17 protein-coding genes are annotated in these 23,259 nt (G+C 55.0%); 8 read left to right on the top strand and 9 right to left on the bottom strand.

Annotated elements, in window-relative coordinates; all coding sequences use genetic code 11:
• Positions 1–43: 43 nt before the first annotated feature.
• From asnS to KGP26_RS10280, 3 genes are all read right to left on the bottom strand, one after another.
• Positions 44–1,444, bottom strand: coding sequence for an asparagine--tRNA ligase (gene asnS / locus KGP26_RS10270; RefSeq protein WP_021804897.1), 1,401 nt, complete (start codon positions 1,442–1,444; stop codon positions 44–46).
• 279 nt (positions 1,445–1,723) lie between these two features.
• Positions 1,724–2,929, bottom strand: coding sequence for a nicotinate phosphoribosyltransferase (gene pncB / locus KGP26_RS10275; RefSeq protein ID WP_037375001.1), 1,206 nt, complete (start codon positions 2,927–2,929; stop codon positions 1,724–1,726).
• 253 nt (positions 2,930–3,182) lie between these two features.
• On the bottom strand, positions 3,183–4,883 hold the full coding sequence (locus tag KGP26_RS10280; RefSeq protein ID WP_021804895.1) for a GGDEF domain-containing protein: 1,701 nt from the start codon (positions 4,881–4,883) through the stop codon (positions 3,183–3,185).
• Positions 4,884–5,227: 344 nt separating this feature from the next.
• Here KGP26_RS10280 and pepN point away from each other — a divergent pair, with 344 nt between their 5' ends.
• On the top strand, positions 5,228–7,843 hold the full coding sequence (pepN, locus tag KGP26_RS10285; protein WP_223665367.1) for an aminopeptidase N: 2,616 nt from the start codon (positions 5,228–5,230) through the stop codon (positions 7,841–7,843).
• 31 nt (positions 7,844–7,874) lie between these two features.
• On the opposite strand, the gene ssuB is transcribed toward pepN, so the two are convergent.
• Genes ssuB through ssuE form a run of 5 tightly spaced genes read right to left on the bottom strand, consistent with a single transcriptional unit; the run spans position 7,875 to position 12,177 of the window.
• Positions 7,875–8,648, bottom strand: coding sequence for an aliphatic sulfonates ABC transporter ATP-binding protein (gene ssuB, locus KGP26_RS10290; RefSeq protein WP_223665368.1), 774 nt, complete (start codon positions 8,646–8,648; stop codon positions 7,875–7,877).
• Positions 8,648–9,439: an aliphatic sulfonate ABC transporter permease SsuC gene (gene ssuC / locus KGP26_RS10295; protein ID WP_046808141.1), complete on the bottom strand. Its 792-nt coding sequence runs from the start codon at positions 9,437–9,439 to the stop codon at positions 8,648–8,650. Before ssuC ends, ssuB begins: the two co-directional genes overlap by 1 nt.
• Before the next feature lie 11 nt (positions 9,440–9,450).
• Positions 9,451–10,599 (bottom strand): FMNH2-dependent alkanesulfonate monooxygenase, encoded by a 1,149-nt coding sequence (gene ssuD, locus KGP26_RS10300; protein ID WP_094982371.1) that lies wholly within the window; start codon positions 10,597–10,599, stop codon positions 9,451–9,453.
• Between the two features lie 15 nt (positions 10,600–10,614).
• Entirely contained in the window at positions 10,615–11,580 is a 966-nt protein-coding gene (locus KGP26_RS10305) for a sulfonate ABC transporter substrate-binding protein (protein WP_223665369.1), read from the bottom strand.
• Positions 11,581–11,598: 18 nt separating this feature from the next.
• Complete coding sequence (gene ssuE / locus KGP26_RS10310; RefSeq protein WP_223665370.1) at positions 11,599–12,177, bottom strand: NADPH-dependent FMN reductase; 579 nt, start codon at positions 12,175–12,177, stop codon at positions 11,599–11,601.
• Between the two features lie 476 nt (positions 12,178–12,653).
• Between ssuE and pyrD the strand changes: the two genes are divergently transcribed.
• Complete coding sequence (pyrD, locus tag KGP26_RS10315) at positions 12,654–13,664, top strand: quinone-dependent dihydroorotate dehydrogenase (protein WP_021804888.1); 1,011 nt, start codon at positions 12,654–12,656, stop codon at positions 13,662–13,664.
• Between the two features lie 157 nt (positions 13,665–13,821).
• Positions 13,822–14,370 (top strand): cell division protein ZapC, encoded by a 549-nt coding sequence (locus KGP26_RS10320; protein WP_021804887.1) that lies wholly within the window; start codon positions 13,822–13,824, stop codon positions 14,368–14,370.
• 6 nt (positions 14,371–14,376) lie between these two features.
• Here the strand turns inward: KGP26_RS10320 and KGP26_RS10325 are convergent, their stop codons facing one another.
• Positions 14,377–15,480 (bottom strand): YcbX family protein, encoded by a 1,104-nt coding sequence (locus tag KGP26_RS10325; RefSeq protein ID WP_223665371.1) that lies wholly within the window; start codon positions 15,478–15,480, stop codon positions 14,377–14,379.
• Positions 15,481–15,584: 104 nt separating this feature from the next.
• Between KGP26_RS10325 and rlmKL the strand changes: the two genes are divergently transcribed.
• From rlmKL to pqiC, 5 genes are all read left to right on the top strand, one after another.
• Positions 15,585–17,705, top strand: coding sequence for a bifunctional 23S rRNA (guanine(2069)-N(7))-methyltransferase RlmK/23S rRNA (guanine(2445)-N(2))-methyltransferase RlmL (gene rlmKL / locus KGP26_RS10330; protein WP_223665640.1), 2,121 nt, complete (start codon positions 15,585–15,587; stop codon positions 17,703–17,705).
• 5 nt (positions 17,706–17,710) lie between these two features.
• On the top strand, positions 17,711–19,615 hold the full coding sequence (locus KGP26_RS10335) for an ABC transporter ATP-binding protein (protein WP_223665372.1): 1,905 nt from the start codon (positions 17,711–17,713) through the stop codon (positions 19,613–19,615).
• Positions 19,616–19,734: 119 nt separating this feature from the next.
• A complete protein-coding gene (gene pqiA, locus KGP26_RS10340) occupies positions 19,735–21,021 on the top strand; it encodes a membrane integrity-associated transporter subunit PqiA (RefSeq protein ID WP_223665641.1) in 1,287 nt (428 codons plus the stop codon).
• Positions 21,008–22,654, top strand: coding sequence for an intermembrane transport protein PqiB (gene pqiB / locus KGP26_RS10345; protein ID WP_059200412.1), 1,647 nt, complete (start codon positions 21,008–21,010; stop codon positions 22,652–22,654). The genes pqiA and pqiB overlap by 14 nt, the downstream gene beginning before the upstream one ends.
• Positions 22,651–23,208 (top strand): membrane integrity-associated transporter subunit PqiC, encoded by a 558-nt coding sequence (pqiC, locus tag KGP26_RS10350; RefSeq protein ID WP_024486050.1) that lies wholly within the window; start codon positions 22,651–22,653, stop codon positions 23,206–23,208. The genes pqiB and pqiC overlap by 4 nt, the downstream gene beginning before the upstream one ends.
• Positions 23,209–23,259 lie beyond the last annotated feature (51 nt).

Consider the following 23,259-nt stretch of genomic DNA (forward strand, 5'->3'; position numbering starts at 1 on the left):
TATTATGTAAAGAAAATGTTTAAATTATGCTGGGTTTTATGACTTAGAAGCTGGCGTTACGTGGCGTTCTTGGGAACGGGATCACGTCACGGACGTTCTGCACCCCGGTCACATAGGCGATTAAACGCTCAAAACCTAAGCCAAAACCAGAATGTGGCACGGTGCCATAGCGGCGCAGGTCACGATACCACCAATAATCTTCTTTATTGAGGCCCATCTCTGCCAGACGCTGATCCAGCACATCCAGACGTTCTTCACGCTGAGAACCACCGATGATTTCACCAATGCCCGGTGCTAGCACATCCATCGCCGCAACGGTTTTGCCATCTTCGTTCATGCGCATGTAGAAGGCTTTGATATCTTTCGGGTAGTTTTTCACCACTACCGGAGCCTTGAAGTGTTGCTCGGCCAGATAGCGTTCGTGTTCAGACGACAGGTCGATACCCCAGGAAACCGGGTTCTCGAAGGTCTGGCCGGAAGCGAGCAGGATCTCGACCGCCTCGGTGTAGTCCACCTGGGCGAAATCGGAAGAGACAAAGCGCTTCAGACGGTCGATGGCGTCTTTATCTACCCGCTCAGCAAAGAATTGCAGATCGTCGGCACGTTCATCCAGCACCGCCTGGAAGACATATTTCAGCATGCTTTCGGCCAGCCCGGCAACGTCGTCCAGGGTAGCAAAGGCAACTTCCGGTTCGATCATCCAGAATTCAGCCAGGTGACGGCTGGTGTTCGAGTTCTCGGCACGGAAGGTGGGGCCAAAGGTATAAATTTTTGACAGCGCACAGGCGTAGGTTTCGCCGTTCAACTGGCCGGATACGGTCAGGAAGGCTTCTTTACCGAAGAAGTCCTGGCTGAAATCGACGGCACCTTTATCAGTGCGTGGCAGGTTTTCCATATCCAGCGTGGAGACGCGGAACATTTCACCGGCACCTTCGGTATCAGAGGCGGTGATCAGTGGGGTGGAAACCCAGAAATAACCGTTCTCGTGGAAGTAGCGGTGGATTGCCTGTGCCAAGGTGTGGCGAACGCGGGCAACCGCGCCAATCAGGTTGGTGCGTGGGCGCAGGTGGGCAACTTCGCGCAGGTATTCGATGCTGTGGCGTTTGGCCGCCATTGGATAGGTGTCAGGATCGTCAACCCAACCCACCACCTTGATGGCTGTGGCCTGCAGTTCGAAGCTCTGGCCTTCACCCGGCGAAGGTACCACGGTACCGGTCACTTCAATGGAACAGCCGGTGGTCAGGCGTAACACTTCGTCCTGATAATTCGGCAGAGAATCATTAACGACGGCCTGTAACGGATTAAAGCAGGAGCCGTCATAAACGGCGAGGAAGGAGATACCAGCTTTAGAATCTCTCCGGGTACGTACCCAACCGCGCACGGTGACTTCACTGTCAACCGCAGCACGACCTTGCAGTACGTCGACTACAGGCACTACGCTCATAGATTTCTCTCTTATAAGTTTTTCAGAAATAGGCTAACAACCCAAGAATTTGGGGATGTTGCTATGTTACTTGCCGCGTTGCAGAGCACAAGCAGAAATCATCAGAATGAGACAACATTTATTGCAGTGGGATAAAAAAACAGGAGGTATATAAAGGAAGAGGGGGAACGCCGGTGAGAAATGCCCACACGGTTTGTATCCCCGGCTGACTCTTGTTCTTTAATGCAGCGCCGTACAGTTCCCTCTCCCAGTGGGAGAGGGTTGGAGAGAGGGGGCACCTTAACTGGCTTTCTTCACCAGCGGCAGATCGAAGGCTTTGCGCAGCGCTTTGACAAACGCGGGGTCCTGGCAGATGGTTTTGCCTGGGCTATCGGACAGTTTGGCTACCGGCTTGCCTTTACACTCGACCAGCTTGATCACAATATTTAGCGGCTTGACGCCGGGGATATTGCAGGTCAGACGCGTGCCGATACCGAACGCCAGGTTGATGCGCCGATCAAAGTGGCGATACAGCGCCAAAGCCTTATCCAGATCCAGATTGTCTGAAAACACCAGCGTCTTGCTCATGGGATCGATCCCCAATTGCTGGTAATGGGCAATGGCTTTTTCACCCCATTCGATCGGATCGCCAGAGTCGTGGCGCAGACCTTGATAGCTCTGGGCAAACTGCTTGCCGAAATCACGCAGGAACGCATCCATGGTGATACAGTCGGTCAGTGCAATGCCGAGCTGAGCGGGATATTCATCCAGCCAGGCCTGCAAGGCGGCACGTTGGCTGTTGGCCAGTACCGGGCTAATCTGTTGATGAGCCTGGAACCACTCATGGGCTTGCGTGCCAACCGGGATCAGATCCAGCCGATGCGCCAAATCGTAGTTACTGGTGCCAGCCAGATAGGGGAATTCGGTTTTCAGCGTGCTGACAATGGCCTGTTGCACCTCGCGGGAGAAGCGGCGACGGGTGCCAAAGTCCATTAGCTTGAAGCGTGAAATATCAATATCCCCGCTCAGTTGCTTGAACTGCGCCAGGTTCTGGCGCAACTGGCTAATGGCCATCTCTGGCGTGGCCTGTGGCGAACGCTGGCGGTGCACCACTTCGCTGATCACGGCCAACAACGGCACTTCCCACATAATCACTTCGCGCCAGGGGCCAGCGATACGGATATGCAATTTGCCGTCGTGATTGCTAATGCTGACCTGCTGCGGATCGTAGCGAAACTCCCGCAGCCAGCTCAGGTAATCCTGATGGAAGAAAGGCAGGCTGGAGAGATAGCGGTGTTCGGCTTCGGTTAGCGCCAACTCGCTCATCATGGCAACCTGCGCGCGGATCTCGTCGGCATATTCGCCCAGCAGTTCGTCGCCACGGCAACGAAACTCCGCCGCAACGGTAATTGCGGGGTAGCGATGGAACACTGCTTGCTGCATATGAAGCTTGTAGGCGTCAGTATCAAGCAGTGAAGTCAAAATCGGGGAAGCGTATAGAGTCATATCGCGTTACAGCATCCTCGTCAGGCGCGTGTCCAAATCCGGATAATCAAAAAAGTGGGGGGAGTATACCCGGATTATCCTGTTATTGAAGCCTCATCACACCACAAATGGCCGGAACGGGTCGAGGATAAAACGTGCCTTTATTTTACCGGGGGCATAACCTCAGCCAGAAAAAGCCATTTAATCCAATAAACTGAATGGCTTAGTTGATTTACTCATAAAAATTATGAGGTTAATTATTTTAAACACAGATTCAGATAAAACCGGTTGGCGTATAAATACTGACCCGATTGCGCCCGCTCTTCTTACAAAAATAGAGCGCTTCGTCGGCCTGTTTGATGGCTGGATGCAGTTGTGACAGGTCGCCTACGGCAGCGATACCACAGCTGATGGTAAAGCGCACCCGTTTTCCGTTGAGCAACTCCAGGCACATTTGTTGGGTTTGTTCACGCAGCGCTTCCATCATGCTGCGGGCATTTTCCAGGGAACAGTGGCCGAGCAGCAGGGCAAACTCCTCACCGCCATAGCGGCAAAAGATATCGCTGGAACGGAAGGTGTTACTTAACGACTGGGCGAACATTACCAGCACTCGGTCGCCGACATCGTGGCCATAGGTATCGTTAAGACGCTTGAAGTTATCGATATCGATGAGACAGAACGCCAGCGGATAGCTACTCTGCGCAAGCATCTCACACTCGAGGAAAAATTTGCGGCGGTTATAAATGTTGGTTAAGGGATCGAAGAATGACGAGACTTCCAGCTCTTTGATTAGCTGCTGCTTTTCGTTTTCCAGCGCGATCTTGACCTGATTGTATTGTTTGAGCTGGGTGATGGCGTCACTGATGGCGATCAGCTCTTTGCTGTAAAACGCGTCGTTGTCATCAATATTCATATCGCCTTGTGACAGGCGCAGAATATTTTTATGCGTTTTGGTCAGCCAGCGGGTGATGTTGGAACAGAAGATCATGGAAGGCAGCAGGATGAACAGGGCAATCAGCCCACTCAGAGAAATCATGCCGTAGATGGCTGTCTGGCTATCATACATTTTGGCTTCGGAAGCGGCCATCTCCAGCTCAAAGCTACGCTCATAGAGCCTTTGGGAAAGTCTGTCCATCTCCTCGATATAGCTGGCGATCAGGTTGATGTCATAGACGGTATTATGGGTAATGGCTTGATATAACCCGTCTGAAATGTTGCTGATCCGATGACTGGAGATATTTCGGAGTATCTCATCCACCAGCTCAGCAATCTGCGGATCGTTATAGGCCAGCTTTAAGAACGCCAAACGAGTACCGAGCGGGGTGAACACCCCGGTCAACTGGATGGCCTTCAGATAAGCATTCTTGCGTTCCTGGCTGCTGAGATTGACGTCGATAATCTGATCGATCAGTTCGGTCAGCGACATATTCAGCCGGTTATTAAGGCGAACGGCCTCCAAAAATAGAAATGAGTCCGCATTGATCAGCCGAGTGTCGTAGGTATAACGGTAGAAGGCTTTGGTGGTCTGGACGATATAATAGGCGCTGTTGATATTGAACAGATTGCTGTTGGCAGTATCGACTTGCGTGACCTGACGCGAATCGTTATCCAGCAGCCTTTCCATCCAATCGAGCATGGAAAGTATGGCAATCTTTTGCCGAATGCCCAAGCGCAGAGCGAGGTCGGCGTCGACATTGGATTTAACAATCGCGATTTTTTCACGTGCCTGTTGATCGGCCTGTTGCCATTCAGCTTGGGTGACGGATTTATCCGCCAGACCTAATCGTTTTAACCGGTGTGCCAGCAGTGTAGCCTGAAAGGCCTCGGCCACCTCTTTGGTCCTGCTGATTTTGTACAGATTTTCCAAGCTTTGCTCATGGCTGGCACGGGCCTTTATCAGCCCATTGGCGATAAAAACCGCAAAGGACAGCATGATGGCAAAGGTGAAGAAATAGATCAGGTATTTTACTTTCATGCCAATCTGTTTCTCCTACTGGTTCTTGGATGATTATATCATTGCTACCGCTGGTTTTCCTCCGCAATTCGGTTGCCAACGGGGACGGAACTGCGCCTGCTTAAGCATAAAATGCTGGGTTTGACGTTAAGCGAAGCGCCAGGGTAGCTGGAGCATAGCAAACCACAGCGAATGTCTGCGTGAGTCGTGTGATTTCTTGGTGCGATTTGCTGCCATTTCTGGGTTTTTTTTATAGCTGTGATACAGTTTATTCACAATCGGGCCATTGAGGTACCGCGTCGTCCTGCACGGCGGTGCGCTCCGAGTCCGGGATCTGTAACTCACTGAGACGTCAAAGGGTTTTTATGACACAACAGCCACAGGCGAAGTATCGCCACGATTATCGCGCCCCAGATTATACCATCACCGATATCGACCTGGATTTTGAACTGGATGCAGACACCACGCGCGTTACCGCCGTCAGCCAGATCAAACGGCAGGGTGCCGCCGGTGCCCCATTAACGTTGAATGGCGAAGACCTGACTCTGGTGAGTATTCAAGTGGATGGGCAGCCGTGGAGCGCCTATCGCCAGCAGGAAAACCAACTGGTGATTGAACAACTACCGGCTCAGTTTACCCTGATGATCGTCAACGACATCCATCCGGCGAAAAATAGCGCGTTGGAAGGGCTATACCTGTCTGGTGAAGCGCTGTGCACCCAATGCGAGGCCGAAGGCTTCCGCCATATCACCTTCTATCTGGATCGCCCAGACGTGCTGGCCCGTTTTACTACCCGCATCGTCGCCGATAAAGCACGTTATCCGTTCCTGCTGTCGAACGGCAACCGGGTGGCTGAAGGTGACCTGGCAGACGGCCGTCACTGGGTGCAATGGCAGGATCCGTTCCCGAAACCTAGCTATCTGTTTGCGCTGGTGGCGGGGGATTTCGACGTGTTGCGCGATAGCTTCACCACCCGTTCTGGTCGTAAGGTGGCCTTGGAGCTGTTTGTCGATCGTGGCAACCTGGATCGTGCCGATTGGGCCATGACCTCGCTGAAAAATTCGATGAAGTGGGATGAAACCCGCTTTGGCCTGGAATACGATCTGGATATCTACATGATCGTCGCCGTGGATTTCTTCAACATGGGGGCGATGGAGAACAAAGGGTTAAATATCTTTAACTCGAAGTATGTGTTGGCCAAGGCAGAAACCGCTACCGACAAGGATTACCTGAATATTGAAGCGGTGATCGGCCACGAATATTTCCATAACTGGACCGGCAACCGCGTGACCTGCCGCGACTGGTTCCAGCTTAGCCTGAAAGAAGGGCTGACCGTGTTCCGCGATCAGGAGTTCAGCTCCGACCTGGGTTCCCGTTCAGTCAACCGCATCGATAACGTGCGGGTTATGCGTGGGGCGCAGTTTGCCGAAGACGCCAGCCCGATGGCGCACGCGATCCGGCCGGATAAAGTGATCGAGATGAACAACTTCTACACCTTGACGGTGTATGAGAAAGGATCCGAAGTGATCCGCATGCTGCACACGCTGCTGGGGGAACAACAGTTCCAGGCGGGGATGCAGCTCTATTTCGAACGCCACGACGGCAGTGCGGCCACCTGCGATGATTTTGTGCAGGCAATGGAAGACGCTTCCAATGTCGATCTGTCGCTGTTCCGCCGCTGGTATAGCCAGTCTGGCACGCCGCTGCTGACGGTGCGTGATGACTATAGCGCCGAGGATCAGCAATACCGCTTGCACGTCAGCCAGAAAACCGCGCCGACGGCCGATCAGCCAGAAAAACTGCCGTTGCATATTCCGCTGGATATTGAGCTTTACGACAGCGAGGGCAACGTTATTGCCTTGCAGAAAGACGGTTCCCCGGTCAATAACGTGTTGAACGTCACCGCCGCCGAACAGACTTTTGTGTTTGATGGCGTCGCGCATAAGCCGGTTCCTTCGCTGCTGCGTGAGTTCTCGGCACCGGTCAAGCTGGATTATCCGTACAGCGATCAGCAACTGACGTTCCTGATGCAGCATGCGCGCAATGAGTTTTCCCGCTGGGATGCCGCCCAGAGCCTGCTGGCCATTTACATCAAGCTGAACGTGGCCAAATATCAGCAGAAACAGCCGTTGTCGCTGCCGCTGCACGTGGCAGATGCCTTCCGGGCGGTGCTGCTGGATGAGAAGCTGGATCCGGCCCTGGCCGCGCAGATCCTTACGCTGCCATCGGAAAACGAAATTGCCGAGCTGTTCGCCATCATCGATCCGCAAGCCATCTCTGCGGTGCATGAAGCGATCACCCGTTGCCTGGCTAAAGAGCTGGCCGATGAGTGGCTGGCGGTGTATCACGCTAACAAAACTGAAGGGTACAGGGTTGAGCACGGCGATATTGCCAAGCGTTCGCTGCGTAACATTTGTCTGCACTATCTGGCTTTCGGCGATGTAGAGCAGGCTGACAAGCTGGTGGTGCAACAGTTCCAGCAGGCTGACAACATGACCGATTCGCTGGCGGCACTGGCTGCGGCGATGGGGGCACAGTTGCCTTGCCGTGATGCCTTGATGGCCGAGTTTGATGAGCGCTGGCATCACGATGGTCTGGTGATGGACAAGTGGTTCATCCTGCAGGCCACCAGCCCGGCGGCAGACGTACTCGGTAAGGTACGTTCGCTGTTGCAACACCGTTCATTCAGCCTGAGTAATCCAAACCGCACCCGCTCGTTGATTGGTGGGTTCGCTTCGGCTAACCCGGCGGCGTTCCATGCGGCAGACGGCAGCGGCTATCAGTTCCTGGTGGAGATCCTCAGCGATCTGAACAAGCGTAACCCACAGGTTGCTGCGCGGCTGATTGAACCACTGATCCGCCTGAAGCGTTACGATGCCTCTCGTCAGGCGTTGATGCGTCAGGCGCTGGAGCAGTTGAAAGGGCTGGAGAACCTGTCTGGCGATCTGTTTGAGAAGATCACCAAGGCGTTAGACGCGTAAAAGCAAGGGGGCGGCATTTGCCGTCCCCTGATTAATTTGCCACCCGGCGGGAAGTCCCAACAGTTTGCGGTGGTGCCAACACTCTTGCCAACACTTCTGCTTCCAATTCTGCCAGCTTTGCCGAACCTTTGCGGCGCGGCCGTGGCAAATCAATAGTCAGATCCAGCCCGATACGTCCTTCTTCGATTAACAGCACCCGATCGGCCAGTGCGATCGCCTCGCTAACGTCATGCGTGACCAGCAGTACGGTGAAGCCATGCTGTTGCCAAAGCGTTTCGATCAGCCCCTGCATTTCAATACGCGTTAACGCATCCAGTGCCCCCAAGGGTTCATCCAACAGCAACAAACGTGGGCGATGGATCAACGCACGGGCCAGGGCGACACGCTGTTTCTGCCCGCCAGACAGCGCGGCTGGCCATTCATTGGCACGGTCGGCCAGCCCAACGGTGATTAACGCCTGCAATGCAGCATCACGCCAGTTGCCGCTCAGGCCAAGCCCCACGTTGTCGATCACCTTTTTCCATGGCAGCAGGCGAGCATCCTGAAACATCAGACGCGTATCGTCTTTGGCGTGGCTGAGTGGGGCATTACCGCTCACCAGGGTCCCACTGTTGGCCGTTTCCAGCCCTGCGAGCAGGCGTAATAAGGTGCTTTTACCACAGCCGCTGCGGCCAACCACGGCCACAAACTGGCCCGCGGTGATGCGGAGTTGCAAATCGTCCAACACGGTGCGGTTGCCATAACGCTTGGCGATGCCTTCCAGCGTAATGGGGGTGCCTTGCGGAATACGAGTCGGGGCCGTCATTATGCTTCTCCTGATTTCAGTTGATAGGCCGGGTGCCAGCGTAACCAGACACGTTCGAGCAGTTGTGCGCAGGCATCGGCCAGTTTGCCGAGCAGGGCATACAGAATAATGGCGACCACCACTACATCGGTCTGTAGAAATTCACGGGCGTTCATTGCCAGATAACCGATGCCAGAGTTGGCGGAGATGGTTTCGGCGACGATCAGCGTTAACCACATAAACCCGAGCGCAAAACGCACGCCGACCATGATCGAAGGCAACGCGCCGGGTAACACCACCTGCGTAAACAGGCTAAAGCCGCTCAGGCCGTAGCTGCGCGCCATTTCCAGCAGGCCACGGTCGATATTCTTGATGCCGTGATAGGTGTTCAGATAGATCGGGAATAGCGTACCCAGCGCCACCAGAAAGATTTTGGCGGACTCGTCGATGCCGAACCACAAGATCACCAGCGGGATTAGCGCCAGATGCGGCACGTTACGGATCATCTGTACCGAGCTGTCGAGCAAACGCTCTCCCCAACGGGACAGGCCGGTAATGAACCCTAGTACCAAGCCAATGCTGCCACCGATACTGAAGCCAATCAGCGCACGCCAACTGCTGATGGTCAGGTGTTGCCACAGCTCGCCACTCTTGGTTAAGGCCCAAAAGGCTGCCACCACGGCACTCGGCGCGGGCAAGATACGGTTAGACAACCAACCCGCCTCAACGGCGGTCTGCCAGCCAATCACCAGCGCTACCGGCAAAGCCCAGGGGGCTAGCCGGTGCAGAATTTGTTGTGCACCGATCGCCATCACTGTTCTCCTCAGCTTTGTGACACTTTTTGTGGGATATAGATATTGGCGACCGCTTCGCCCTGTGGCTTGATCGCACGCAACTGGGTCGGTTGTTCGCTGGTCGCCAGATCGAGATGTGGGAACAGCAGTTCACCTACGCGATAGGCCTCTTCCAGATGCGGGTAACCGGAAAGAATAAAGGTGTCGATGCCCAGATCGGCATATTCCTGAATGCGCTCAGCGACCGTCGGACCATCGCCCACCAACGCAGTGCCCGCACCGCCACGCACCAATCCGACACCGGCCCACAGGTTAGGGCTGATTTCCAGATTGTCTTTCTTGCCACCGTGTAAGGCCGCCATACGCTGTTGGCCAACGGAGTCGAAGCGGGCAAAAGCTTTCTGTGCATCCGCAATGGTTTGATCATCGAGGTTGGCGATCAAACGGTCGGCCGCCTGCCAGGCTTCTGCGGTGGTTTCGCGCACGATAACGTGCAGGCGAATACCGAAGCGGACTTTGCGCCCCAGGGCCGCTGCTTTGGCTCGTACTTCCTCTATTTTTTCTTTCACCTGAGCAGGGGGTTCTCCCCAGGTCAGATACAGCTCGACCTGCTCGGCTGCCAGATCCTGTGCCGCCTCAGAGGAGCCGCCAAAATACAGCGGTGGGCGAGGTTGCTGCACCGGCGGGAACAACAGCTTGGCACCTTTTACCTGAAGATGCTTACCGGCGAAATCGACAGTTTCACCTTCCAGCACTTTGCGCCATACGTGGGTAAACTCGGCGGAGGCTTCATAGCGTTCGGTGTGGTTAAGGTGCAAACCTTCCGCTGCCAGCTCTTCCGGATCGCCACCGGTCACCAGATTGAACAGAGCGCGGCCGTTGGAAAGCCGATCCAGCGTGGCGGCCTGCCTGGCTGCCAAGGTCGGGGAGATGATGCCGGGGCGCAGGGCCACCAGGAATTTCAGCCGCTGCGTGACCGGAATTAATGAAGCGGCAACCAGCCAAGAGTCTTCGCAAGAGCGCCCCGTTGGGATCAGCACACCGCCGAAACCGAGCCGGTCAGCGGCCTGGGCGATCTGCTGAAGATAACCGTAATCGACCGCACGTGCCCCTTCTGAACTCCCCAGATAGTGGCCATCGCCGTGAGTCGGTAAAAACCAGAATACGTTAATGCTCATAGAGTTCTCTCCTGATTATTGTGCGGCTGGATGCCAGACGCGTTGAGAAATATCGACCTGCACCGGAACCAACCGGTTGGCGAAAAAGAGATCGGCGGTGTTTTGCTGGGCAGCAATGGTGGCGTCCCCTAGGGGTTTGATGGCCGTCGGTGGGCGATGATCCAGATAGCTGGCAATTACCGCTTCCGGTAAGCCCATCGCCTTGGCCAGCAAGGTAATGCTCTGCGCCCGATCGCTATGCGTCAGCGCATCGGCCTGGGTCAGCACCGCCAGCACCTGCTGGATGAACGGGCCGTTGGCTTCGGTATAAGGGCGAGCGGCCAGGTAGAAAGAACCGGTCTGGTTCAGTTCGCTGCCATCGGTCAACACCCGTACTCCGCCTTGCAGCAACGCGGCTGAATAGTAGGGATCCCAGATCACCCAGGCATCGACGTTGCCCTGTTGGAAGGCCGCTCTGGCATCGGCGGGCGTCAGATAAACCGGTTGGATATCGGTAAACCTCAGGCCGTCCCTTTGCAGTGCCCGCAGTAGCAGGTTGTGTGAACTGGAGCCTTTCTGGAAGGCCACTTTATGGCCTTTCAACTCGGCGACGCTGTGGATCGGGCTATTTTCCGGCACCAGGATCACTTCCGCCTTGGGTTTTGGCGGCTCTACGCCGACATACAGCAGGTCGGCCCCGGCGGCTTGGGCAAAGATAGGCGGGATATCGCCGGTGCTGCCCAGATCGATGCTGCCGACGTTCAGCGCCTCGAGCATCTGCGGGCCCGCCGGGAATTCGATCCAACTGATGTTGGTGGCAGGAAAGCGTTGTTCCAGCAACTGGTGGGTTTTGGCCAACACCAGACTCACCGAGCCTTTTTGATAGCCAATACGAAACTGAGCAGGCGCGTTATCTTGTGCGACGGCGGTATTGGTCAGCGCCAGCGCCATGATGGCGGCCAGCGCACCGGTGTTAAGCCAACGGCGGAAAGAGAGGGGCATGATGATTTCCTTAGGCGGTTAGGCAGTTTGCCGGGTTAACAGAGAGGCGGCGGTGTTTGACACCGGCGGTTTACGGCGGTTGAGCGCCAGATAAAAACTGTCCAACGCTTCGTGCAGGCGTGCGGCCACCCCATCGGACAGCTGGGCCTGTTCACCGTTAAGTACTATCTGGCCGTCATCGGCAAACACGCCGTGCAGCACTTCCTGGGCTTTCAGCGCCGTCAACACTGGCTTCAACGCATAGTCCACCGCCAGCATGTGGCCAATGGAGCCGCCGGTGGCCAGCGGCAAAACCACTTTGTGTTCCAGCGCGCGTTCAGGAAGCAGATCGAGTAAGGTTTTCAGCGCGCCAGAAAACGATGCCTTATAAACCGGCGTGGCGATCAAGAGGCCATCCGCAGCGGCAAGTTGCGCGGCGAAGGCTTTAATATCAGGGCTGTTAAAATTGGCGCGCAGCAGGTCTTCCGCCTGAAAATCGTGCAGGGTATAGGGGATCACTTCCACCTGCTGCTGTTGTAGCCAGCGTTGGCTCAGTTGTAACAGCGCCGCCGAGCGTGAGGGGAGCCTTGGGCTGCCAGCTAGGGATAAAACGCGCATCGCCACTCCTTATATCAAAAAGTTATCAATGTTAAATTAATGTTCGTAAGGTGTTTTAAAGCTAACAGCAAAAGGGGGTGATTTTTAAATCTCATTTTTTGATTTTGATATGCGTAAAGGGGGAAAAGCGGGGAAGTAGCGCCATACAAGGGAAACGATTGCGCTAAACGCGCTTTTTTTGCCTTTAATCAATTCCAATTGGCGAGGGGATACCGGATAATACGCCCCCGGTCGACAGGCCTATCCTGCTGACTTGAGGTTGTCGCTAAATAACCGCAACACCGAAAGCCTGAAGCAGGTGGGGATCATGCAGGTTAGCCGACCGTTGAGCGCAAGGATGCGCGATTGCGAGCCCCCAGGGATGGGTTTACGGCGTGTCGGCGTTCTGCATGATCCCCACCTGTATCCCCATCAGGCACAGCGATTGACTTGCGACCTCAAGTCAGCAGGATATCACCGGGAAATCAGGAGAGTACATGTACTACCCCATCGTCAGGAAAGCCTTGTTCCAGCTCGATCCCGAGCGCGCTCACGAATTGACCTTCAGTCAACTGCGCCGTATTACCGGCACCCCACTAGAGTTTCTTATCCGTCAGTCGGTGCCGAGCAAGCCGGTGAGCTGCATGGGGCTCTCTTTTAGCAACCCATTAGGTTTGGCCGCCGGTCTGGATAAAGACGGCGAATGCATTGATGCCTTTGGCGCGATGGGCTTTGGCTTTGTTGAGGTCGGTACCGTTACGCCGCGTCCGCAAGCGGGCAATGATAAACCGCGTCTGTTCCGCCTGGTCCCGGCCGAAGGGTTGATCAACCGCATGGGGTTCAATAACCACGGCGTAGACAATCTGGTTGAAAACGTTAAGAAATCCCATTTTGGTGGCGTGCTTGGGATCAATATCGGCAAGAATAAAGACACGCCGGTCGAGCAGGGCAAAGACGATTATCTGATCTGTATGGATAAGGTTTATCCGTATGCCGGCTATATCGCGATTAATATCTCATCACCCAATACCCCGGGATTACGATCCTTACAGTATGGTGAAGCGCTGGACGATCTGCTGGCGGCGATAAAAAATAAGCAGGCCCAATTGCAGGCTCGCCATCACAAATATGTGCCGGTTGCGGTAAAGATCGCGCCGGATCTTTCAGAGGAAGAACTGATCCAAATAGCGGACAGTTTAGTGCGTCATAATATAGATGGGGTCATTGCCACCAATACCACTCTCGATCGTAAACTGGTTCAGGGGTTGAATTACTGCGATCAGGCAGGGGGATTAAGTGGCCGTCCGGTACAGTTACGCAGCACTGAAGTGATCCGCCGTTTGTCGCAAGAGTTGCAAGGGCGCTTGCCGATTATCGGCGTTGGTGGAATTGATTCCCTGACGGCGGCGCGGGAAAAAATGGAGGCCGGGGCAACGTTGGTACAAATTTATTCCGGTTTTATCTTCCACGGACCGCGTTTGATTAAAGATATCGTTACCCATATCTAATATTTTGCCTTTCATTTTCGACCGGGGGTTTATTTCTGCCCCCGGCTCGTCTATATTTTGTTCGGTAGCGGAATTATCCGATGTTTCAGCAACCTTTCTGGTGATAAAATCGCCCTTTGCGTAATACTGCGTTGGCATGTGGTGAGAAGGATAAGCAATGAAGATAAAACCTGATGACAATTGGCGTTGGTATTTTGACGCTGAGCACGATCGACTGATGCTCGATTTAGCCAATGGTATGATCTTCCGTTCACGCTTTCCGGCAAAAATGCTAACCCCGGACGCCTTCGCTGAATGTGCATTCTGCGTCGATGATGCAGCGCTTTATTTTGATTATGAAGAACAGTGCAAACAGATAAAGCTCAGCCATGAACAACGTGCTGAGTTGGTATTAAATGCGCTGGTGGCCTTCCGTTTTCTCAAACCCCTGATGCCCAAGAGCTGGCATTTTGCTCAGCAACACTATCCGCTACGCCCAAAAAATGGCGAGTTGGCGGCGGTGAAGGTGATGGATAGCGGTGTCGAGGCGCGTCTGCTGGTGGTGGAAGCCGGGGATAATGCCAGCCTGTGCTTGCTGGCACAAAATCAGCTGGCGTTGGCTGGGCGCACCATGGTGTTGGGGGATGCGATAAAAGTGATGCACGATCGCTTGAAACCTTGCATCCCGGATGAACAGTCTGCCCCGGCTTACGACAGGGCAGTGTAATAAGCGTTACGCCAGCTTCACATCGCTTTTAGGAATACAGCTGCAACAGAGGATGGTGCCGTTGGCGGCCACTGCGCTTTTCTTTAGCGGCGCAACCTCGCCCTCCACCAGCGTTATCTTGCAACTGCCGCACAGGCCAGCCCGGCAGGAGTAAGGGATGCGAATGCCTTGCTGCTCCAACTGCTCTAACAAGATCTGCTGGTTATTACCGGCAAACACCTTTCCTTGATACTCAATGCTCACGCTGGTGGTGCTGTCCTGCGGTGCTTGTAGGCTTTCGACGACCTTGCCTGCCCCATAAGGCCGCGGCGGTTTGGTTGACAACACTTCAACACTATCGCCGACGCGGATAATACCGCTGTTACGGGCAATCATGTTTTGGCCAAAGTCGACGTCGCCATTATCGGCAGTGCGGAACTGTTGTAGCGTACTCAACGGCTCGCCGCTCGGGTGTTTACGGCCACGTTCGACGCTGACCGTGGTCAATACGCAGCGGCTGCAAGGTTTTACCAGATCGAACATCACGTCGCCGACGCGGATCACCTGCCAACCATCTTCTGCCCAGGCCGGGCTGCCGGTCACCACCAGGTTCGGGCGGAACTGCTCCAGCCTGATGCTGCTTGGGCAACGTTGCTGCAGATCCTGGAACGAAGCTTCATTAATCAGCAGATAAGGGTAACCGTCGGCAAAGGAGAGTGGGATTTCCGGGTGCTTCTTTACCCTGCGGGTTAATTCAGGCCCAAGCCAGCGCAGCTGTACCTCGCGCTGAAAATAACCGCTTAACCAACTGTTGATGGCCACCGGGGCGATCAACGCGGTGAAATGGTTGCCCCACACCTCGGTCGGCTGCGCATCGGGGGCGAAATCAATGAAGCGGATCGCCGCACTTTCACCGTCCGGTGCGGTCAGAAACAGGCCATCGGCCAACAACGCCGGGGTAAACAGCACCATCTGCGGGTATTGGCGGGCGGTGATGAAGGTACCGTCTGGCTCGGTGATCATGAAGGAGCGATCAAAAGCCAGGCCGTGATTGGCCACCTGGGCGTGAGAAAGCTGCAAACCCCGTAGTGATTTGACCGGATGAACGTAAAGTCGGGAGAGCGTGATCACCCCTGCCTCCGTGCGATAAATGAAATAGAAGGGAGCAACTTTATGACAAGCGGTCTGGATTAGCTATAATGCGCAACAATTTTCTTTTTGGTGATAAGCACGATATGAACACTCTGTTTGCCAGCACGGCGCGTGGACTGGAAGAACTGTTAAAAAGCGAACTGGAGCGGCTTGGCGCTCACTCCTGCAAAGTGGTGCAGGGGGGAGTACATTTTCAGGGTGACGATCGTCTTCTGTACCAAAGCCTGCTCTGGAGCCGCCTGGCTTCGCGTATTCTGTTGCCGCTGAATGAATTTCGCGTGCACAGCGATTTGGATCTGTACCTCGGTGTGCAGGCCATTGACTGGCCATCGATATTTGGCCTGGATAAAACCTTTGCCGTGCACTTCAGCGGCCTCAATGAAGAGATCCGCAATAGCCAATATGGTGCGCTGAAGGTCAAAGACGCCATTGTGGACAGCTTTACCCGCAAGCTCAACGATCGGCCAATGGTAGAGAAACAGCAGCCAGACATTCGCGTGAACGTTTTCCTGCAGCGTGATATGGCCAGCGTAGCGCTCGATCTGAGCGGAGAAGGTTTGCACCAGCGCGGCTATCGCGATCTTACCGGCCAGGCTCCATTGAAGGAAAACCTGGCGGCAGCGATTGTCCAACGTTCCGGTTGGCAACCAGGGGCGCCGATGCTGGACCCGATGTGCGGCTCTGGCACGCTATTGATCGAAGCGGCGATGATCGCCTCTGATCGTGCGCCTGGCCTGCATCGTCAACATTGGGGCTTTACCGCCTGGAGCGGCCATAATGCCGAACTGTGGCGTGAAGTGATCACCGAAGCGCAGGTGCGGGCGAAACGTGGCCTGCAAGAAACCCCGTCACGCTTCTTCGGCTCGGATATCGATCGTCGCGTCATTGAAATGGCGAAGGGGAACGCCCGCCGCGCTGGCGTGGCCGAATTGATCACCTTTAACGTTAATGACGTCAGCAAACTGACCAACCCACTGCCGGAAGGCCCGGTAGGCACGGTGGTCAGCAACCCGCCATACGGTGAACGCCTTGAGAGCGAACCAGCCCTGATTGCGCTGCACAATATGTTAGGGCGCATTATGAAGAGCCACTTTGGTGGCTGGCAGCTTTCGTTGTTCAGCGCCTCACCGGAACTGCTCAGTTGCCTGCAGCTGCGCGCAGAGCGCCAGTTCAAAGCGAAAAACGGCCCGTTGGACTGCGTACAGAAAAACTACCAGCTGGCAGAAAACCCGCAGGGTGCTGGTGGCGTGCAGGTGGCGGAAGACTTTGCCAACCGTCTGCGCAAGAATCTGAAGAAATTGGATAAATGGGCGAAGCAGCAGGGGATCGAGTGCTATCGCCTGTATGATGCCGATCTGCCTGACTATAACGTGGCGGTGGATCGCTATGGCAGTAAGGTGGTGGTGCAGGAGTACGCGCCGCCGAAAACCATCGACGCGCAGAAAGCCCGCCAGCGCCTGTTTGACGTGATTAACGCCACGTTAGCGGTACTGGAGCTGCCTTCGAATCAGCTGATCCTGAAAACCCGCGAACGTCAGAAGGGCAAAAATCAGTATGAGAAGCTGGCGCAGAAGGGGGAGTTCCTGCTGGTAGAAGAGTTCAATGCCAAGCTGTGGGTCAACCTGACGGATTATCTCGATACCGGGTTATTCCTCGATCACCGCATCGCTCGCCGTATGCTGGGTGAGATGAGCAAAGGCAAAGACTTCCTCAACCTGTTTGCCTACACCGGCACCGCAAGCGTACATGCCGGGTTGGGGGGCGCACGTAGCACCACCACGGTGGATATGTCGCGTACCTATCTGGAATGGGCGGAGAAGAACCTGCGGGTTAACGGCCTGACCGGTAGACAGCACCGCCTGATCCAGGCAGATTGCCTGTCCTGGCTACACAATGCCGACGAACAGTTCGATGTGATCTTTATCGATCCGCCGACGTTCTCCAACTCCAAGCGGATGGAGAACACCTTTGACGTACAGCGCGACCATCTGGCGCTGATGAAAGATTTACAACGGATACTGCGCCGTAACGGGACCATCATGTTCTCCAACAACAAACGCGGTTTCCAGATGGATCTGGCAGGTCTGAACGCACTGGGTCTGGAGGCGAAAGAAATTACCGCCAAGACACAGTCAGAAGACTTTGCCCGTAACCGTCAGATCCACAACTGCTGGCTGGTCACCCACGCCGGCGAAGGAAAATAATTACTATGTCGTTAATCAGCATGTCCGGTGCCTGGCTCTCTTTCAGCGATGCACCTTTGTTAGACAACACCGAAATTCATATTGAAGACAATGAACGCGTCTGCCTGGTTGGGCGCAACGGGGCCGGTAAATCGACCCTGCTGAAGATCCTGGGTAAAGAGATCCCCTTGGACGATGGGCGCATCATTTACGAGCAGGATCTGATTGTGGCGCGTTTGCAGCAGGATCCTCCGCGCAATATCGGCGGCACGGTATTCGACTTTGTGGCCGAAGGCGTGGCCGAGCAAGCGGAACACCTGAAGGCGTATCACGCTATCTCACATCAGGTGGAGCTGGATCCGAGCGAAAAGAACCTGACGCGTATGGCGCAGGTTATGGAGATCCTCGATCATCAGGGCTTATGGCAGCTAGACAGCCGTATCAGTGAAGTCCTGTTGCAACTGGGGCTGAACGGCGATGCGGAGCTGTCCTCCCTGTCCGGTGGTTGGCTGCGCAAAGCGGCACTGGGCCGGGCGTTGGTCAGTTCACCGCGCGTGTTGCTGCTTGATGAACCTACCAACCACCTGGATATCACCACCATCGACTGGCTGGAAGGGTTCCTGAAAGAGTTCCAGGGCAGCATCGTCTTCATCTCGCACGACCGTTCGTTTATCCGCAATATGGCCACGCGCATTGTCGATCTCGATCGCGGCAAGCTGGTGTCATGGCCGGGCAACTACGAGCTGTACCTGGAAAGCAAAGAAGAAGCGCTGCGGGTCGAAGAGCTGCAGAACGCCGAATTTGACCGCAAACTGGCGCAGGAAGAAGTTTGGATCCGCCAGGGCATCAAGGCACGCCGCACGCGTAACGAAGGCCGGGTGCGCGCTCTGAAAGCGTTACGTAACGAGCGTTCACAACGTCGTGAAGTGATGGGCACCGCCAAGATGCAGGTGGAAGAGGCCGTGCGTTCGGGCAAGATTGTGTTCGAAATGGAAGACGTCAATTATCAGGTCGCCGACAAAGTGCTGGTCCGGGGCTTCAGTGCTCAGGTGCAGCGCGGTGACAAAATCGCATTGGTGGGGCCAAACGGCTGTGGTAAAACCACCTTGCTGAAATTGATGCTCGGTCAACTGAAAGCCGACAGCGGGCGAGTGCACTGTGGCACCAAGCTGGAAGTGGCTTACTTTGACCAGCACCGCGCCGAGCTGGATCCAGAACGTACCGTGATGGATAACCTGGCGGAAGGTAAGCAGGAAGTGATGGTCAATGGTCGTTCGCGCCATGTGCTGGGCTATCTGCAGGACTTCCTGTTCCACCCTAAACGGGCAATGACGCCGGTCAAAGCGTTGTCGGGCGGAGAGCGTAACCGCCTGCTGCTGGCTAAATTATTCCTTAAGCCGAGTAATTTACTGATCCTCGATGAACCAACCAACGATCTGGACGTCGAAACGCTGGAACTGTTGGAAGAGATGATCGATAGCTACCAGGGCACCGTATTGCTGGTGAGCCACGATCGTCAGTTTGTTGATAACTCCGTAACCGAATGCTGGATTTTCGAAGGCAATGGCGTGATCGACACTTATGTCGGGGGCTACTACGATGCACACCATCAACGTGCCACCGCCAAGCCGATCCGCACGGTAGCCGCTAGCCAAACCAAGGCAGCGGTGGAGAAAAAAAACGAGCAGCCTAAGAAATCAGCAGCCAAACTGAGTTATAACCTGCTGCGCGAACTGGAGCAGTTGCCACAGCGCCTTGAACAGCTGGAAGTGGATATTGAAGCCTTGCAGGCACAGGTGAGTGACGCAGGGTTCTTCTCACGCCCGCACAGCGAAACCCAGCAGGTGCTGGCCGATCTTGCCACTGCGGAGCAGGCACTGGAACAAGCCTTTGCCCGTTGGGAAGAGCTGGAAGCAATGAAAAACGGCTGATCGGAAACGGGTTGCCCGCACGCTGCTGCTGTGGGCAACCCAGGCTGTACCGATGAGCGACACGGTTAAGGAGGATAATGGTGTGTTCCCACGAAAGTCATAAGCAGCAGAGTCATGCGATGCATGGCGAGCCTCAACAGGATAACCTGATACTGTGCCCACAATGCGATATGCTGGTGGCGTTGCCGCCTTTGCAATCAGGCTCCAAGGCCGTTTGTCCCCGTTGTAAAACGACACTCAGCGCCCGCTGGGCAGAACCGCGCAAACAACCGATTGGTTTTGCCCTCAGCGCGTTATTCATGCTGGTGTTAGCCAATATCTTCCCGTTTATCAATATGCGCGTTGCCGGTCTGGGCAATGAAATCAAACTGATCCAAATTCCTCAGGTGATGGTGGCAGAAGACTATGCCAGCATGGCCACCCTGTTTATGGTGTTTGTGCAACTGATCCCGGCGTTTTGCATGTTGGCGATTATTCTGCTGTGTGCCAGGGTGCGGCTACCACGACAATGGAAGATCTGGATGGCCAAAGTGCTGTTCCAGTTGAAGACCTGGTGTATGGTCGAGATCTTCCTGGCTGGCGTGCTGGTTAGCTTTGTCAAACTGATGGCTTATGGTGATATCGGCATTGGTTCCAGTTTCGTCCCTTACTGTCTGTTTTGCCTGCTGCAGGTGCGAGCCTTCCAATGCGTCGATCGCCGCTGGCTGTGGCAGGATATTGAACCCGCCCCGTTGATTGATCGCCCGTTGCAGGTTGGGCGTACCGGTCTGCGTCAGGGAGTTCGTTCCTGCTCCTGCTGTACGGCCATCCTGCCCGCCCAGCAGTCCAAATGCCCGCGTTGTCACACGGTGGGCTATGTACGCCGCCGCCACAGCCTGCAATGGACGATGGCGTTATTGGTCACCTCGATCATATTGTATATTCCGGCGATGCTGATGCCGATTATGATCACCGAGGCGTTGGGCAATAAAATGCCATCAACGGTCATGGCTGGGGTGGTGCTGCTATGGGGAGAAGGGTCCTATCCGGTGGCGATGGTGATTTTTATTGCCAGTATCATGGTGCCCTCGCTCAAGATGTTGGCGATTGGCTGGCTATGCCTGGATGCCAATGGCAAAGGCAAAGGCAAAGGCAAGGCCAATGCCGATAGCGAGCGTATGCATCTGATTTATGAAGTGGTGGAGTTTGTTGGCCGTTGGTCAATGATCGACGTGTTTGTGATCGCCGTGCTTTCGGCGTTGGTACGTATGGGACAGTTGATGAGTATTTATCCAGACATTGGGGCGCTACTGTTCGCCATGGTGGTCATTCTCACCATGTTTGCTGCTATGGCGTTTGATCCCCGTTTAACCTGGGATCGCGCAAATGAAACAATAAAAAAGGAGCCGCAAGGTGACGGAAAGTAATCATGGCGTCGCGGATGTTGAGAAGATCAAGCGCTGGTCGCCGGTGTGGATCATTCCCATTGTCACCGCGTTGATCGGTGCGTGGATCCTGTTTTATCACTTCAGCCATCAAGGGCCGCAAGTGACGTTGGTCACGACCTCCGCCGAAGGTTTGGAAGCGGGAAAAACCAAGATCAAAAGCCGCAGTGTGGATGTCGGTACGGTGGAAAGCGTCACCCTGAGCGAAGATTTGAGTAAAGTGCTGGTGCAGGCTCGCCTGAACTCCGGCATGGAAAAGCTACTGCGTGACGATTCGGCCTTCTGGGTGGTGAAACCGCAGATTGGCCGTGAAGGCGTCTCCGGGCTGGGGACCTTGTTCTCCGGTGCCTACATTGAATTGCAACCGGGCAACAAGGGCAAGGTTGGAAAAGCGGATTATCAGCTGCTGGATGCTCCGCCGCTGGCCTCTCCCGATGCCAAAGGGTTGCGCGTGATACTGGACAGTGACAAATCCGGCCAGTTGAACGCTGGCGATCCGGTACTGTTCCGTGGCTACCGCGTTGGCTCGGTGGAAACCAGCTATTTCGATCCCAAGCTGCGCTCCATGCGCTATCAGCTGTTTATTACCGCGCCTTACGATCAGTTGATCACTACCAACGTCCGGTTCTGGAAAGACAGCGGCGTTGCCTTCGATATGTCCGCACAAGGCATGCGTGTGGAAATGGGATCCTTGGCGACGCTGTTTAGCGGTGGCGTCAGCTTTGACGTGCCAGAAGGTTGGGAGCGTGGCCCAGCGGTGAAAGAAAAGGCCGAGTTTGCTCTGTTCGATAGCCAGCGCAATATTCAGGATTCGCTGTATACCGAGCATACCGATTATCTGGTGTTCTTCTCCGAATCAATCCGTGGGCTGCAACCGGGGGCTCCGGTTGAGTTCCGGGGTATTCGCTTGGGTACCGTGGGGCAAGTGCCATTCTACAAAGAGGGTATGCGCCAGCGGTTGGATAACGACTACCGTATTCCGGTGCTGATCCGTATTGAGCCTGAGCGCTTTAATCAACAGTTGGGCAAGAACTTCGATATCGCGCAGCATTTGAAAGATGCAGAGTCGCGTGGCCTGCGTGCCGCGCTGAAGTCAGCCAACTTGCTGACTGGCGCGTTGTATATCGATCTGGACTTCTATCCACAGGAGAAAGCGTGGAAGGGGCCGCGTGAGTTGTTCGGCTATCCGCTGTTGCCAACCACCAGCGGTGGCCTGGCGCAGATCCAGCAGAAGTTGATGCAGACGCTGGACAAGATCAATTCGATGCCGATCAATCCAATGATCAACGAAGCGACCAAAACGCTGGCCGAAAGCCAGAAGACCATGAAAGAAACGCAGAAAACCCTGCAGTCGCTCAATGACATCATCAGCAGTAAAGAGATGAAGGCATTGCCTGAAGATATGCAGAAAACCTTGCAAGAACTCAATCGCAGCATGAAAGGGTTCCAGCCAGGCTCACCAGCCTACAACAAAATGGTTGGCGATATGCAACGTCTCGATCAGGTGCTGCGTGAGTTGCAACCGGTGCTGCGTACCCTGAACGATAAGAGCAACGCCCTGGTATTTGAAGCCGCGGGCAGTAATGACCCTCAGCCGAAGAAGGCCAAAAAATGAAAAAATGGATCCCGGTAGTTCTGGCGCTGTTGCTGAGCGCCTGTAGCAGTACGCCCAACAAGACTTACTATCAGTTACCGGCGTTGGGAACCCCGGCTCAGGTGAGTGGCACCCAGGCATCACGCCAGCTGTGGTTGGAGCACGTCAGCGTGGCGGATTTCCTGGCGCAGAGTGGGGTGGTCTACCAGACCAACGACGTGCAGTTTGTGATTGGGCAAAACAACCTGTGGGCCAGCCCGTTGGATCAGCAACTGCAACAGACGTTGGTGACCAACCTGGGCAGCGCTTTGCCGGGTTGGGTGGTGTCATCACAGCCGATGAGCAGCGATCAGGATGTGCTTAACGTCACCATCAGCGGCTTCCATGGCCGCTACGACGGTAAAGCGATCGTCCGCGGTGAATGGGTGTTGAGCCATCAGGGCAGGCTGATCAAACGGCCATTCAACCTGGAATTGAAACAGGGTGAAGATGGCTATGACGCTTTGGTCCGCACCTTGGCCCAGGGTTGGTTGCAGGAAGCGCAGGAGATTGCCGCACAGGCAGCTCGCCTTTAATCATAGCTTGTAATAATTCGTTCTAAAGCCATCCCGGTGAGGCAATGCAAA

The organism is Serratia sp. JSRIV002 (assembly GCF_019968725.1).
In the GTDB taxonomy this organism is placed as follows: domain Bacteria; phylum Pseudomonadota; class Gammaproteobacteria; order Enterobacterales; family Enterobacteriaceae; genus Chania; species Chania fonticola_B.

Bases quoted from the DNA above. Each gene is read 5' to 3' on its own strand.
- asnS (WP_021804897.1), bottom strand. From the start codon at position 1,444: ATGAGCGTAGTGCCTGTAGTCGACGTACTGCAAGGTCGTGCTGCGGTT.
- pncB (WP_037375001.1), bottom strand. From the start codon at position 2,929: ATGACTCTATACGCTTCCCCGATTTTGACTTCACTGCTTGATACTGAC.
- KGP26_RS10280 (WP_021804895.1), bottom strand. From the start codon at position 4,883: ATGAAAGTAAAATACCTGATCTATTTCTTCACCTTTGCCATCATGCTG.
- pepN (WP_223665367.1), top strand. From the start codon at position 5,228: ATGACACAACAGCCACAGGCGAAGTATCGCCACGATTATCGCGCCCCA.
- ssuB (WP_223665368.1), bottom strand. From the start codon at position 8,648: ATGACGGCCCCGACTCGTATTCCGCAAGGCACCCCCATTACGCTGGAA.
- ssuC (WP_046808141.1), bottom strand. From the start codon at position 9,439: ATGGCGATCGGTGCACAACAAATTCTGCACCGGCTAGCCCCCTGGGCT.
- ssuD (WP_094982371.1), bottom strand. From the start codon at position 10,599: ATGAGCATTAACGTATTCTGGTTTTTACCGACTCACGGCGATGGCCAC.
- KGP26_RS10305 (WP_223665369.1), bottom strand. From the start codon at position 11,580: ATGCCCCTCTCTTTCCGCCGTTGGCTTAACACCGGTGCGCTGGCCGCC.
- ssuE (WP_223665370.1), bottom strand. From the start codon at position 12,177: ATGCGCGTTTTATCCCTAGCTGGCAGCCCAAGGCTCCCCTCACGCTCG.
- pyrD (WP_021804888.1), top strand. From the start codon at position 12,654: ATGTACTACCCCATCGTCAGGAAAGCCTTGTTCCAGCTCGATCCCGAG.
- KGP26_RS10320 (WP_021804887.1), top strand. From the start codon at position 13,822: ATGAAGATAAAACCTGATGACAATTGGCGTTGGTATTTTGACGCTGAG.
- rlmKL (WP_223665640.1), top strand. From the start codon at position 15,585: ATGAACACTCTGTTTGCCAGCACGGCGCGTGGACTGGAAGAACTGTTA.
- KGP26_RS10335 (WP_223665372.1), top strand. From the start codon at position 17,711: ATGTCGTTAATCAGCATGTCCGGTGCCTGGCTCTCTTTCAGCGATGCA.
- pqiA (WP_223665641.1), top strand. From the start codon at position 19,735: ATGCATGGCGAGCCTCAACAGGATAACCTGATACTGTGCCCACAATGC.
- pqiC (WP_024486050.1), top strand. From the start codon at position 22,651: ATGAAAAAATGGATCCCGGTAGTTCTGGCGCTGTTGCTGAGCGCCTGT.